This window comes from Proteus sp. PR00208 (assembly GCF_016238545.1).
Taxonomy (GTDB): Bacteria; Pseudomonadota; Gammaproteobacteria; order Enterobacterales; family Enterobacteriaceae; genus Proteus.
The window spans coordinates 73449-87782 of the sequence record NZ_JAEHQE010000009.1 but is presented as its reverse complement, the minus strand read 5'-3'; the positions used below and the strand labels follow the sequence as shown (position 1 = coordinate 87782).

At 40.4% G+C, this 14334-nt stretch carries 11 protein-coding genes; all 11 read left to right on the top strand.

From position 1 onward, the window contains the following. Positions 1-2 precede the first annotated feature (2 nt). The 11 genes from motB (at position 3) to flhA (ending at position 14286) form a co-directional block, all read left to right on the top strand. Entirely contained in the window at positions 3-1049 is a 1047-nt protein-coding gene (motB, locus tag JEP36_RS08480) for a flagellar motor protein MotB (RefSeq protein ID WP_198630082.1), read from the top strand. Positions 1050-1084: 35 nt separating this feature from the next. Next, on the top strand, positions 1085-3256 hold the full coding sequence (gene cheA / locus JEP36_RS08475; protein WP_198619823.1) for a chemotaxis protein CheA: 2172 nt from the start codon (positions 1085-1087) through the stop codon (positions 3254-3256). Between the two features lie 21 nt (positions 3257-3277). Continuing rightward, entirely contained in the window at positions 3278-3778 is a 501-nt protein-coding gene (gene cheW / locus JEP36_RS08470; RefSeq protein ID WP_023581802.1) for a chemotaxis protein CheW, read from the top strand. 384 nt (positions 3779-4162) lie between these two features. Continuing rightward, positions 4163-5869, top strand: coding sequence for a methyl-accepting chemotaxis protein (locus JEP36_RS08465; RefSeq protein WP_160230501.1), 1707 nt, complete (start codon positions 4163-4165; stop codon positions 5867-5869). A gap of 59 nt (positions 5870-5928) precedes the next feature. Further along, entirely contained in the window at positions 5929-7575 is a 1647-nt protein-coding gene (locus tag JEP36_RS08460) for a methyl-accepting chemotaxis protein (RefSeq protein ID WP_198619824.1), read from the top strand. A 6-nt stretch (positions 7576-7581) separates the two neighbouring features. Continuing rightward, positions 7582-8472 carry a protein-glutamate O-methyltransferase CheR gene (gene cheR, locus JEP36_RS08455; protein WP_109373806.1) on the top strand — a complete coding sequence of 297 codons (891 nt, stop codon included), beginning with the start codon at positions 7582-7584 and terminating at the stop codon, positions 8470-8472. After that, positions 8465-9517, top strand: coding sequence for a protein-glutamate methylesterase/protein-glutamine glutaminase (locus JEP36_RS08450; RefSeq protein ID WP_109373805.1), 1053 nt, complete (start codon positions 8465-8467; stop codon positions 9515-9517). Before cheR ends, JEP36_RS08450 begins: the two co-directional genes overlap by 8 nt. A gap of 59 nt (positions 9518-9576) precedes the next feature. Continuing rightward, the gene (cheY, locus tag JEP36_RS08445) at positions 9577-9966 is read left to right on the top strand and encodes a chemotaxis response regulator CheY (protein WP_023581807.1); all 390 of its coding nucleotides are present in this window, start codon (positions 9577-9579) and stop codon (positions 9964-9966) included. Positions 9967-9975: 9 nt separating this feature from the next. Continuing rightward, positions 9976-10632, top strand: a complete 657-nt coding sequence (gene cheZ / locus JEP36_RS08440) for a protein phosphatase CheZ (RefSeq protein ID WP_023581808.1) — start codon at positions 9976-9978, stop codon at positions 10630-10632. Positions 10633-11054: 422 nt separating this feature from the next. Further along, positions 11055-12203: a flagellar biosynthesis protein FlhB gene (gene flhB / locus JEP36_RS08435; RefSeq protein WP_198619825.1), complete on the top strand. Its 1149-nt coding sequence runs from the start codon at positions 11055-11057 to the stop codon at positions 12201-12203. Then, the gene (flhA, locus tag JEP36_RS08430) at positions 12196-14286 is read left to right on the top strand and encodes a flagellar biosynthesis protein FlhA (protein WP_198619826.1); all 2091 of its coding nucleotides are present in this window, start codon (positions 12196-12198) and stop codon (positions 14284-14286) included. Before flhB ends, flhA begins: the two co-directional genes overlap by 8 nt. The last annotated feature ends 48 nt before the right edge of the window (positions 14287-14334 follow it).

The following is a 14334-nucleotide window of genomic DNA, read 5'->3' as shown; positions in this document are numbered from 1 at the left end:
TCATGAAGAGTAATTCACAAATCATTCGAGTTAAAAAGCGAGGGAGAAAACAACATAACGCTCATGGTGGTGCATGGAAGATAGCTTATGCTGACTTTATGACTGCAATGATGGCTTTCTTTCTGGTGATGTGGTTACTTTCAATCGCTAGCCCTCAAGAATTAACTCGTGTAGCCGAATATTTTCGTACGCCATTAAAAGTTGCTATTGAGAAAGGGCGATTTAGTGGGGATGCAACCAATCCTATTCCTGGAGGAGGGCGTGATCCTGTCTATAACGAAGGTGATATTTTGCCAAAAGGCCAGGAAGATAAACAGCTCAATGAAAAGCAACAATTCCGTCGTTTAAAAGACAGTTTAGAGCAAGTCATTTTAAATGATCCTCGGTTAAAAGATCTGAAGCCTCATTTATTAATAGACATGATGGATGAAGGGTTACGAATTCAGATTATAGATAAAGAAAGCCGACCTATGTTTAGAGTCGGTAGTGCCACCGTTGAACCTTATATGAAGGATATTTTGACGGCAATAGCACCTATTTTAAATGACACGCCATACAAAATCAGTTTATCAGGTCATACCGATGATATTCCTTATGCAAGTGGCGCTTTAAAATATAGTAACTGGGAACTATCAACAGATCGTGCGAATGCCTCTCGTCGAGAATTAATTGGTGCAGGATTGAGTGAATGGAAAGTGTTGCGTGTTGTAGGTATGGCATCAACAGTTCATTTAGTTAAAGAGGATGGTTTTGCACCTGCTAACCGACGGATCAGTATTTTGGTCTTAACGAAGCAAGCAGAACAAAAAATTGTACAAGAAAATGAGCGGGTTGCACCGACAGTAACAGAGACTTCAGAAATTGAACCTCTACTTTCAGGGCAAGAAACCCCACAAGAAAAAGCAGGAAACACACAGACGGGTTCGTCTGTGTATTCTGCATCTGAGCTTCCCGAATCAAAAAAGGAAAATGTTGAAACAGGAGTTTCTGGGGAAAGTTTGCCATCACAATCGACAAATATTACTACAAAGCAGGGAACAGCACCCTAATTTGTTAGTAATCGCGTAAAGGTGAATGAGTAACGATGGATATTACTGAGTTTTATCAAACATTTTTTGATGAAGCAGATGAGTTGTTAGCTGATATGGAACAGCATTTACTGTTACTTGATCCTGCAAATCCAGATCAAGAACAGATGAATGCGATTTTCCGTAGTGCACACTCCATAAAAGGAGGAGCTGCAACATTTGGCTTCGTTAAACTTCAACAGACCACTCATGTGCTTGAAAACTTGCTCGATAGTGCAAGACGTCATGAGATGGCGCTCACCGACGACATTATTAACCTGTTTCTGGAAGCGAAAGATATTATGCAACAGCAATTGGATGCACATAAAAACTCACAAGAACCTGATGAGGAAACATTTAACTATATTTGTGAGAAGTTGCGTCAGCTGGCTCTCGATGTAAAAGAAGAACAATCCGCTCCTCACGTTGAGGCTGTTGCTGGATCTGAAGCTTCAGACTCACAGGCCACAATGACTGAAACTCCTGTTTTGTCATCTGACGCTGAAAATGTGCAAAGTGAAGCCGTAGAAACCATGGTCGAAGTCGCATCGACGATGGCGGCTGATGGACATTATTATCATCATATTATTTTGTCTGATCTTAAAGAGACAGATATTGATTTAATGCTTGATGAATTAAAACATCTTGGTGAAGTTAGCCAAGTTGAAAAACAGCATCATGGTCTTGAAGCAATATTGAAAACCACTGCAACAGAAGAAGATATCAGCGCTGTACTTTGTTTTGTGATTGAACCTGAACAAATCTCGTTTAAAAAAGTGGCTGTTGCAGAAAAAAACACAGTTACAGAAGAAAGTACAACATCTGTTGATGATGCTCATGTTGAAATCCAAGTTGAGCAACCAGCGCCTGTACAAAAAACCGTTGCTGAAAAAGTGACGCCATCGGCAGAACCTGCTAAAGCACCAGCAGCATCGGCAGCACCAACGAAAAGACCTGTTGCCGCTGCTGCACCGAAAACAGAATCAAGCAGTATTCGTGTTGCCGTTGAAAAAGTTGACCAATTAATCAACTTAGTGGGTGAGCTGGTTATCACTCAGTCAATGTTGGCACAGCACAGTGGTAGTCTTGATCCAGCAATATATAGTGATTTACTAAGTTGTATTGCTCAGCTACAGCGTAATTCTCGTGATTTACAAGAATCTGTTATGTCAATTCGTATGATGCCGATGGAGTATGTTTTCAGTCGCTTCCCTCGAGTTGTGCGTGATGTTGCAGGTAAAATGAATAAGAAAGTTGAGCTAAACATGATTGGTAGCTCAACAGAACTTGATAAAAGCTTAATTGAAAAAATTATCGATCCTTTAACTCACTTAGTGCGTAACAGTCTTGATCACGGTATTGAAATGCCCGCTGATCGTGTTGCGGCGGGTAAACCGGAAGCGGGGCAATTAACCCTGTCTGCGGAACATCAAGGCGGTAATATTTGTATTGAAGTGACTGATGATGGTGCTGGATTAAACCGCGAACGTATTTTGAAAAAAGCGATTTCCTCTGGGCTTGCTGTTTCTGAAAATATGAGCAATGAAGAAATTGCTATGCTGATTTTTGCACCCGGTTTCTCTACCGCAGAAGTAGTAACAGATGTTTCTGGTCGCGGTGTGGGTATGGATGTTGTAAAACGAAATATCCAAGAGATGGGTGGTCAAATTCAAATCAGTTTTGAAGTGGGTAAAGGAACGCGCATTCGTATTTTACTTCCACTGACATTAGCAATTTTAGATGGTATGTCCGTCAAAGTTCATGACGAAGTCTTTATTTTACCATTAGGAACGGTAGTCAGTTCTTTACAACCGGAAGAAGACGATATTTATCCATTGGCTGGCGATGAGAAATTATTGCAGGTCAGAGGGGAATATTTACCACTGATTGAACTGCATCGTACTTTTAATATTGAAGGCGCTCAAACTGATATTACCCAAGCAATTGCGGTTATTGTTCAGAGTGCCGGACGTCGTTATGCTTTATTGGTAGATCAATTAGTTGGCCAGCATCAAGTTGTTGTTAAAAATATAGAAAGCAATTACCGAAAAGTTCCTGGTATATCTGCTGCAACAATTATGGGCGACGGTAGTGTGGCTTTAATTCTTGATGTACCAGAATTGCAACGTTTAAGTCATACACAAATGACGAATAAGAAAAAGAATACAACTGCAAGCGCAGTCATTTAATAGTGAGGATAAAATAAGATTATGGCTTCGGAACATTTCGAGAAATTATCCGGTGAAACTGTTGGACAAGGATTTCTAATTTTTACGCTGGGCGATGAAGAATATGGAATTGATATTTTAAAGGTTCAAGAAATTCGCGGATATGACCAAGTTACACGTATTGCTAATTCACCTAGCTTTATTAAAGGCGTAACTAATTTACGGGGCGTTATTGTTCCGATAGTTGATCTGCGTATTAAATTTTCACAAGAAAGTGTAACTTATAATGACAATACTGTTGTTATTGTGGTTAACTTATTAAATCGAATTGTAGGAATTGTTGTTGATGGCGTTTCTGATGTTCTTACGCTAAAACCAGAGCAGATCTGCCCCGCGCCAGAGTTTGCGGTCACAATGTCTACTGAGTATTTAACAGGTTTAGGTACTTTAGATGAAAGAATGCTTATTCTTGTGGATATTGAAAAATTACTCAATAGTGAAGAAATGGAATTAGTCGATAGCGCAACAATTCAAGCTAAATAAGTTTTGTTTTTTTTAAAAATAATCTAAATACTGTTCCGGTAATTTTGCCGGAATAGCTATTTCTATCTTTTTTTATTTTATTAGCGAGTGCTAAAGCATTAAATTAACTTTAAGTAAAATTAAAAGATAAAAAAGAACTAATAATTTTAGTTAAGTTCTATTTTATTATTTATCAACTTATAAGTAGCTATCACCTAGCTATAATATTTTTCTACTGACGGAAATAACTTTAAAGTTTTTTATACTTATAATTTTAATTAAAAACAGTATTACCACCGCTTTCTAATGGAGCAAAAATGCGACTAAGGCGAAATGAATCCTATAAAGTTTCTCTTAAGTCTGCCGATAACTTGCTCATTACCATTTATTATAAAAAGGGAAACTATGTTTAGCCGAATGAAAATAGTGACTGGATTATTATCCATTCTTCTGTTGTTTGGTGTTTTGCAGTTTGTATCTGGGGGTGTTTTTTACTCAAATATTGTTGAGACAAGAAATGACCTGAATAAAACACTAACAATACAGGATCAACGTGAGCGTCTAGATGAAAGCTGGGCTAACTTACTACAAGCGCGTAATAATATTAATCGTGCAGCGATTAGTTTTTTATTACAAGATAAAAATCTTAATGTAGATGATTCTCTGTCTGTTGACTATTTGACGGGGCTTGCTCGTAAAAATATGTCTCGTGCAGACGAGAAATTTAAAGAATTTGAAAAGAATATTACCGCTTATCAAGTTCACTCAGAAGATGATGTTCGTAGCTTAAAAGGGCGTTTTATCGAATATTTCTCTGCATTAAACCAACTAGAAATTTTACTTCAAGATAGAAACTTAAAAGACTTTTTTGAGCAACCAACCACGGGTTATCAAGACGCTTTTTATAAAGAATATCTTGCATATGTCATGCGCAATGAAAAATTTAACGAAGAGTTAAATGTGGCACTAGAAGCCTCTCATCAACGTACTGTCATTACTATGGTTGTGTTAGCTATTATCGTTATCTCGGCATTAATTCTATGCTGGTTTGCATTACGTAATGCCTTAATTAGACCATTAAATTCACTTCTATTAAGTATTAAAACCTTCTCTGAAGGTGATTTACGTCCAAATATCGAAGTGAATGGTCGCAATGAAATGAGCTTGTTAGCAAATGGTTTAAAACATATGCAACAAGAGCTTATTCAAACTGTTCGTGGTGTCTATCAAAGTACGGAAAACATTTATAACAGTACAAGTGAAATTGCTGCTGGAAATAATGACTTATCTGCTCGTACAGAAGAGCAAGTGGCTTCGTTAGAAGAAACTGCTGCAAGTATGGAACAGTTAACGGCGACCGTGAAACAGAACGCGGACAATGCTCGCCAAGCAAGTAACCTTGCTAATGACGCCTCAGATATTGCCCGCCAAGGCGGAAAAGTTGTTGCTAATGTGGTGCAAACGATGCACGACATAGCCGGAAGTTCTCAGAAAATCACCGATATCACAGCTGTTATCGATGGCATTGCATTCCAGACCAATATTTTGGCACTGAATGCAGCTGTTGAAGCTGCAAGAGCCGGTGAGCATGGTCGCGGATTTGCGGTAGTTGCCGGTGAAGTTCGTAACCTTGCACAGAGAAGTGCAGAAGCTGCTAAAGAAATAAAAACACTGATTGAAGATTCTGTAAATCGTACTGAAACGGGTTCTGTACTCGTTGAAAGTGCGGGTGAGACGATGACGCGTATCGTGGATTCAGTAACGCGTGTTACTGACATCATGGGCGAAATCGCTTCTGCATCAGATGAGCAAAGCCGAGGTATTTCACAAGTTGGCCTTGCGGTTTCTGAAATGGATCGTGTCACTCAGCAAAACGCCTCTTTAGTAGAACAATCTGCAGCCGCTGCTGCTGGTCTTGAAGATCAAGCAGTTGCATTAACCCGCTTAGTTTCAATCTTCAAATTACCGGGTCAGGAAGAAAAAACGCTAGAAAGAAAGGAATCGGATGCAACCCCTGTAGTTAAAGCCGCTGCTCCACTTATAAAACCAGGAACCTCAGAAAAGAAAAAGAGCAGCAGTGTTGAAGATCCCGCTAACTGGGAAACTTTCTAACAACAACAAGTGGCTGACAAGCGGTGGCTTTTAACCACCGCTTTAAACGAGGTGAAGGCATGTTTAGGTTTCGCAAATTAAAGATATCCACCAGTCTCTATTTATTACTGATGATGTTTTGCGTTATGCAGGTGATTTCTAGTGGTATTTCGCTAGGGATCGTTCATTTGAATAACGAACAACTCACCAAAGTAGATATAGATACATCTAAGCGAGATGAATTAGGATTAAGTTGGGCATCTTTAATACAAACACGTAATGCGATTAATCGTGTAGCTATTGCAGTGAAAACTGAACAGTCAACGGATTATATTCAATCTATTGAATCAATTGCACTTTCACGTTTGGAAACGGCGAATACTCATTTTCAAAATTTCCTTGCTGAGATAAATAAAGAGGCAATCCCAACAGAAGAAAAAGAAATCGTTGAAGCTGTAAAAAACGATTATCACGTTTTATATGGTGCATTAACTGAATTACATAGCATGTTAAAAAACAATAACTTCCAAGGTTTTTTAGATCAACCAACGGAACGTTATCAAACAGCGATGGAAAATTCATTTAATACCTATATGAATTATGTTCAGAGCGAAATTACTGAATCTATAGAGCAGGGACATCGCTCTTATACTATTGCTATCTTGATGTTTATCGGTGCAATAGCGATGGTTATTGTTGTATCACTCGCCGCTCATCGCTGGCTAAGTTTTAATATCATTAAGCCTTTCGCAAGTTTAAGCCGTTATTTTAATGATGTTGCTACCGGTAAATTAAATCGTGAAATTCTTGTCTTCACCGATGATGAAATAGGGGATGTGTTTAGACGACTACGAGATATGCGTGGTGAGCTCGCGCGTTCTATTCGTATCGTTCGAGACAACAGCCATGCTATGTATTCTGGTATTCAAGAAATTTCCAAAGGAAATACGGATTTATCCTCAAGAACTGAACAACAAGCTGCTTCGTTAGAAGAAACTGCGGCAAGCATGGAAGAGTTAACAGCAACGGTAAAACAAAATGCTGATAACGCCCTGCAAGCGAGCAAGCTCGCAGAGTCTGCTTCTGAAACAGCCATTCGTGGTGGCCAAATCACGAATAGTGTTGTTGAAACCATGGATGCGATTACACAAAGTTCTCAAAAGATAGGGGCTATTATCAGTGTGATTGATGGTATTGCGTTCCAAACCAATATATTAGCACTTAACGCGGCGGTTGAAGCTGCTCGCGCGGGTGAACAAGGACGTGGATTCTCTGTTGTTGCTGGAGAAGTTCGTAACCTTGCTCAACGTAGTGCTGATGCTGCAAAAGAAATTAAATTGTTGATTGATGAATCTGTTTTACGTGTCTCTCAAGGTTCTCAACTCGTTAATAATGCAGGGCAGACAATGGAGGAACTCGTCACATCAGTAAATAAAGTCACTGAGTTAATGGCAGAAATCGCCTCAGCTTCTGATGAACAAAGCCGAGGTATTCACCAAGTCGCTGATGCAGTCAGTCAGATGGATCAGGTGACACAGCAAAACGCTGCTTTGGTGGAGCAATCAGCATCTGCTGCCGCAGCATTAGAAGATCAGGCTAATAACCTTGTTAATGCTGTATCGGCATTCGAGTTGCCTGACACGGATGAGGATAATAACTCTTCATCCCTAGAAGGTAATGGGTTGAAAAAAGCAGATAAAAAATCATTTTTTAAAAAGACCCATTAAAAAACAATGAAACGTAATGTTACTGAAGTCTTATCAGATATCGCTGCTCAACCGTTGGATATTTTTACCCAACGGTTTATGTTGTCCGATGATCAGTTCCAATCTATATGCCAATTGATTTATCAAAAGGCAGGTATTGTGCTGACTAACAACAAAAGGGAGATGGTTTATAACCGTCTCACTAGGAGGTTACGTGAATTACGGATGAATAACTTTGGTGACTATCTTGCGTTTCTTAAAAGTGATGTACGCAACCCTGAATGGCAAGAGTTTGTAAATGCATTAACAACCAATCTCACCGCATTTTTCAGGGAAGCGCATCATTTTCCTATTTTGGCAAAACATGCCAGAAAAAGAGCAGGAGGCGTCTACCGAGTATGGTGTGCAGCTGCATCTACTGGAGAAGAACCTTATTCAATTGCGATGACTTTACGCGATGTTTTTGGAAATAACCCTTATAAAACCAAAATTATTGCCAGCGATATCGATACTAATGTGTTGGATAAAGCACGAAAAGGTGTTTACCGACAGGAAGAGCTTAAAACATTAAATAATGAATATTTGAAAAAATATTTTCTCAAAGGTGTCGGCGATTTTGAAGGATACGTGAAAATTAGACAGCAAATTAGCGAGATGGTCTCTTTTCAGTATTTGAATTTACTCGATAAGCAATGGGATTTAGAAGGCAGTTTTGATGCGATTTTTTGTCGTAATGTCATGATCTATTTTGACAAAGCGACACAACAAACCTTACTTAACCGCTTTACCTCATTACTTAAGCCAGACGGAATGCTGTTTGTTGGACATTCTGAAAATGTAAGCCAGCTTAGCAAGGATTTCTACTTGCATGGGCATACCGTTTACGGGCTGACACCAGCAAGGAGAGGTTATGAATAAAATAACGGTACTCTGTGTTGATGATTCGGCGCTAATGCGTCAAATCATGCGAGAAATCATCAACAGTCATAGCGATATGGAAGTTGTTGATTGTGCACCAGATCCTATAGTGGCTCGTGACTTAATAAAAAAGTACAACCCACAGGTATTAACGTTAGACGTTGAAATGCCACGCATGGATGGTATTGATTTCTTGGAAAAACTGATGCGATTAAGACCAATGCCTGTCGTTATGGTCTCATCATTAACAGCAAAAGGCTCAGAAGTGACGTTAAAAGCGTTAGAACTGGGCGCAGTTGATTTTGTGACTAAACCACAGCTTGGTTTGCGTGAAGGTATGATGGCTTATAGTGAACTGATTGCCGAGAAAATTCGTGCTGCTGCACAGGCACGAATTAATCGCCGAGAAGTACAAGCACCGCCTTCTAAATCATTGTCATTTACACCGATGATTTCGAGTGAAAAGTTGATTGCAGTAGGCGCATCAACTGGTGGCACAGAGGCTATTCGTAATTTTCTAGAACCATTACCTATTACCAGCCCTGCGATATTAATTACGCAACATATGCCCGCAGGGTTTACACACTCATTTGCAGAACGATTAAATCGTTTATGCCAAATTAGTGTAAAAGAAGCAGAAGATGGCGAACGTGTATTACCTGGGCATGCTTATATTGCGCCAGGTGATTATCACATGGAGCTTCGTCGTAATGGTGCTAACTACCAGATCCACATTAATAAAGAGCCTGCGGTCAATCGTCATCGTCCTTCCGTCGATGTGCTATTTAGGTCTGTCGCAAAATATGCGGGACGTAATGCCATCGGTGTGATTTTAACCGGAATGGGAAGTGATGGTGCTGCTGGTTTATTAGAGATGCGTCGCGCTGGTAGTTATACCTTTGCACAAGATGAAGCGAGTTGTGTCGTCTTTGGTATGCCTCGTGCTGCGGTTGAATTAGGCGCAGTAGACGAGGTGAAAAGCATAAGCGCAATGAGTAAAGCTGTTCTGATGAAAATCAGTAGCACACAATCATTGCGTATCTGATTAAGTTCAGTTTAAAAAGCAACACAGTAATTTGCCGATATATTTTGAAGGAGTTTTCAATGGCAAGTAAGGATCTGAAATTTTTAGTGGTTGATGATTTTTCAACAATGCGCCGCATAGTTCGTAATTTGCTAAAGGAATTAGGATTTACGAATGTAGAAGAAGCAGAAGATGGTGCTGACGCGTTAGCTAAATTACGCAATTCGGCAATCGATTTTGTGATCACAGACTGGAACATGCCAAACATGGATGGTCTAGAGCTTCTTAAAAATATTCGTAGTGATGCGGGACTTGCAGCAACACCAGTACTCATGGTGACCGCTGAAGCTAAAAAAGAAAATATCATTGCAGCAGCGCAAGCTGGTGCAAGTGGATATGTTGTTAAACCTTTTACAGCAGCAATTCTTGAAGAAAAACTAAATAAAATTTTTGAAAAACTGGGCATCTAAGGAGTCGCAATGAGTGGGAATCCAATTATGCCGAAAGATAATATTGAAATGACATCTGATATTATCAGCCGGATCGGACAATTGACGCGGATGTTACGCGACAGTTTGCGAGAATTAGGATTGGATAAAGCAATAGCCGAAGCAGCAGAAGCCATCCCTGACGCTAGGGAACGACTGGACTATGTTGCTCAAATGACCGCTCAGGCAGCTGAGCGTACATTGAACTGTGTCGAAGCTGCGCAGCCTAAACAGGATGCGTTAAGTGCCGATGCGACTAAGCTTACTGAACGTTGGGACCAATGGTTTGAACAGCCAGAAGAGCTGAAAGATGTACGCTCTCTTGTAACAGATACCCGCAATTATTTGCGGGATATCCCTGAGAGTACGGCTTTTACTAACAGTCAGTTATTGGAAATTATGATGGCACAGGATTTCCAAGATCTGACCGGCCAGGTAATTAAGCGCATGATGAGTGTCGTTCAAGAAATTGAAAAACAACTTGTGATGGTCCTAATGGAAAACCTGCCACCAGAGCAACTTGAAAAGTCTAATGTGAAGAAAGAGACTGACTCTTTATTAAATGGTCCACAGGTTAATAAAAACAACGCTGGTGTGATCAAAAATCAAGATCAAGTTGATGATTTACTGGAAAGTTTAGGTTTCTAACCTTCTAATGAGTTTTAGGGCGATAAGGACGTTGAGATATGCAGGACGCATTCGCTCTATGCTCAGCTCTTTTAGGATGATGTATTTTATGGATAAAAAAGTACGTAATAATGCTTTAATAGCCCACGCTATTGAAGAAAATGTAAGCCGCTTTTTTTAAGCGGCTTTTGATATTGTCGAAATAATCATCAAAAGCAAAATTACTCAATTTTACTGTGAATTTTGCTGATTTCCTTATAATCAGCGTCAATATTGCTTATATCTCCATTTTTATCATTGAGTTGTTTTTCCAGTGCATACCGTCATAGCCCAAAAAGCCCCGTAAATTTGCGATTGTTCAGCCCATCAATTTCCTCTGAATTTGTCATGCTTAGAGTCATTTCATTCATGCTTTTAATCTCAATATCTAAATCGGACAGACTGTGGCTGAAGATAGCGATCTCGAAAAAACAGAGGAACCCACACCCCATAAACGGGAAAAAGCCAAAAAGGATGGACAAATTGTCCGTTCTAAAGAGCTATCGTCCGTATTAATGATCTTGGGGGGCGTGAGTTTGCTGTGGATGAGTGGTGGATTTATCACCCGTGGGCTACATGCCATGTTAACAGAAGGATTTACGTTTAATCATCACCTTATTGGTAATGAGAATTTGTTGATCCCTCGATTTGGTAGCTTGATTAAACAAGCTGTTTTTGCGCTATCTCCCGTGTTTTTGGGGTTAGTGATCGTGGCAATTGGTGGCTCTGCCTTATTAGGCGGGATTAACTTTAGCAGTAAATCCATTAAGTTTGATCCAAAAAAATGGAACCCTATTTCTGGGTTAAAACGCATATTTTCAATGAATGCGTTGGCTGAATTATTTAAAGCGATACTGAAATCAACTTTTGTGGGGATCGCCGCAACCGTTTTTTTATGGCACAACTGGAACGATATTCTCCATCTGATCACACTGCCACCGCTTAGTGCGTTAGCCAATGCAATGCAACTGCTGATTTTTGCCGTCTACATTACGGTTTTTATGCTGATACCGATGGTGGCATTCGACATTATTTTTCAAATTCGTAGTCATTTGAAAAAGCTACGTATGACGCGCCAAGAAATTAAAGATGAATTTAAACAGCAAGAGGGTGATCCGCAACTTAAAGCGCGTATCCGTCAGCAACAGCATGCGATGTCTCGTCGCCGAATGATGGCGGATGTACCGAAAGCAGACGTTATTGTTACGAACCCAACACATTATGCTGTTGCACTGCAATACAACGACAAAATGACCGCACCTAAAGTTTTAGCAAAAGGTGCAGGGGCTATTGCGTTAAAAATTAAAGAGATTGGTGCAGAAAATCGAATTCCGCTTCTAGAAGCGCCACCGCTTGCTAGGGCGTTATATCGTCACAGTGAAATAGGTCATGCAATACCTTCAACCCTTTATGCTGCGGTTGCCGAGGTGCTTGCATGGGTTTATCAACTGAAACGATGGAAAACCGAAGGTGGTTTAAAACCTAAACAACCTATGAACTTGCCAGTGCCTCCCGCACTGGACTTTGCTGGAGAAGATAATCGTCATGGCTAATTTGGCCTCATTACTCCGCTTGCCGGGAAATTGGAAAAGTTCTCAGTGGCAGATACTGGCAGGGCCAGTGCTTATCTTGTTGATACTGTCAATGATGGTATTGCCATTGCCACCTTTTCTATTGGATTTATTATTTACCTTTAACATCGCACTCTCCATCATGGTGCTGTTGGTCGCAATGTTCACTCGACGTACTTTGGACTTTGCTGCTTTCCCTACTATTTTGCTGTTTACTACGTTGTTACGTTTATCATTAAACGTGGCTTCAACACGTATCATCTTAATGGAAGGACATACAGGGCCAGATGCTGCGGGACGCGTTGTTGAAGCCTTTGGCCATTTCCTTGTTGGCGGTAACTTTGCTATCGGTATTGTGGTCTTTATCATCCTTATTTTGATTAACTTTATGGTTATCACTAAGGGTGCGGGACGTATTGCTGAAGTAGGTGCGCGTTTTGTGTTAGATGGAATGCCGGGTAAACAGATGGCAATCGATGCTGACCTGAATGCAGGCATTATCAACGAAGACGAAGCAAAAAAACGCCGTAAAGAAGTTTCATTGGAATCCGACTTTTACGGTTCAATGGATGGTGCGAGTAAGTTCGTTCGTGGTGACGCCATCGCAGGCTTAATGATCCTTGTGATTAACGTGGTGGGTGGTCTTATTGTCGGTGTCGCTCAACACGGGATGGCATTAAACGATGCTGCAACGACTTATACTCTTTTAACCATCGGTGATGGTCTGGTTGCTCAAATTCCTGCATTGATTATCTCAACAGCAGCGGGTGTTATCGTTACTCGTGTTGCAACAGATGAAGATGTTGGGCAACAGATGGTTACCCAACTGTTTGACAACCCTCGTGTTCTACTGTTAACCGCAGGTGTGCTAGGTCTGTTAGGTTTAGTACCAGGAATGCCTAACTTTGTTTTCCTTTTCTTCACCGCAGCATTAGGTGGATTAGGTTGGTATATCTTACGTCGCAACGCTAACCCTGAAGTGCATCAACAAAAAGAGATGGAAGAAGTTGAAAAACAAAATCGTGTTGTTGAAGCTTCATGGGAAGATGTACAACTTGAAGATCCATTAGCGATGGAAGTAGGGTATCGCTTAATTCCAATGGTAGATAGTCGCCAAAATGGTGAGTTGTTAGGCCGAATTAGTGGTATCCGTAAAAAGTTTGCTCAGGAAACGGGGTATCTTCCTCCTGTTGTTCATATCCGAGACAATATGGAATTAAGACCTTCTTCTTATCGCATTTTAATGAAAGGGGTTGAAATTGGTCATGGTGAAGCGCATCCAGGTCGTTGGTTAGCAATCAATCCGGGTAATGCCGTTGGCTCTTTAGAGGGCGATATTACTCAAGAGCCTGCATTTGGTTTACCTGCTGTTTGGATTGATGACAGCTTAAGAGAGCAAGCTCAGGTTCAGGGCTATACCGTTGTTGCTGCAAGTACCGTTATTGCAACACATTTTAACCATGTATTAGCGAAATATGCATCGGAATTATTTGGTCGTCAAGAAGCACAAATGCTGTTTGATAGGGTGAGTAAAGAGCTCCCTAAAATGACAGAAAATATGATCCCAGATATGCTTTCACTCACTGTATTGCACAAAGTATTGCAAAACCTGCTGTCTGAACAAGTGCCTATTCGTGATATGAGAACCATATTAGAAGCCTTAGCAGAGCATGCACCAGATCAAAAAGATCCGGCTGAATTAACGGCGGTTGTTCGTGTTGCACTTCGTCGTGCGATTACACAACACTGGTTTGGCGATCAAGATGAAATCCAAGTCATTGGGTTAGATGCAAGCTTAGAGCGTATTCTTGTTCAAGCAATGCAAAGTGGCGGCGGTTTAGAGCCAGGACTGGCTGAAAATATTGAACAACAAGCAGCGGATGCGGTACGTCACCAAGAGATGTCAGGTGGAGCTCCTGTATTATTAGTCAATCATGCGTTACGTTCATTATTGTCACGTTTCTTACGCCGTAGCCTGCCACAATTAGCTGTATTGTCGAATATGGAAGTCAGTGAAGGTCGCCATATTCGTATGACATCAATGATTGGTGGACAACCTCATTAATCATTCTCGCTAATATGTCATTATCTAAATTTAAGACCACTTTATTAA

Bases quoted from the DNA above. Each gene is read 5' to 3' on its own strand.
- JEP36_RS08460 (WP_198619824.1), top strand. From the start codon at position 5,929: ATGTTTAGGTTTCGCAAATTAAAGATATCCACCAGTCTCTATTTATTA.
- cheZ (WP_023581808.1), top strand. From the start codon at position 9,976: ATGAGTGGGAATCCAATTATGCCGAAAGATAATATTGAAATGACATCT.
- cheA (WP_198619823.1), top strand. From the start codon at position 1,085: ATGGATATTACTGAGTTTTATCAAACATTTTTTGATGAAGCAGATGAG.
- motB (WP_198630082.1), top strand. From the start codon at position 3: ATGAAGAGTAATTCACAAATCATTCGAGTTAAAAAGCGAGGGAGAAAA.
- cheW (WP_023581802.1), top strand. From the start codon at position 3,278: ATGGCTTCGGAACATTTCGAGAAATTATCCGGTGAAACTGTTGGACAA.
- flhA (WP_198619826.1), top strand. From the start codon at position 12,196: ATGGCTAATTTGGCCTCATTACTCCGCTTGCCGGGAAATTGGAAAAGT.
- cheY (WP_023581807.1), top strand. From the start codon at position 9,577: ATGGCAAGTAAGGATCTGAAATTTTTAGTGGTTGATGATTTTTCAACA.
- cheR (WP_109373806.1), top strand. From the start codon at position 7,582: ATGAAACGTAATGTTACTGAAGTCTTATCAGATATCGCTGCTCAACCG.
- JEP36_RS08450 (WP_109373805.1), top strand. From the start codon at position 8,465: ATGAATAAAATAACGGTACTCTGTGTTGATGATTCGGCGCTAATGCGT.
- JEP36_RS08465 (WP_160230501.1), top strand. From the start codon at position 4,163: ATGTTTAGCCGAATGAAAATAGTGACTGGATTATTATCCATTCTTCTG.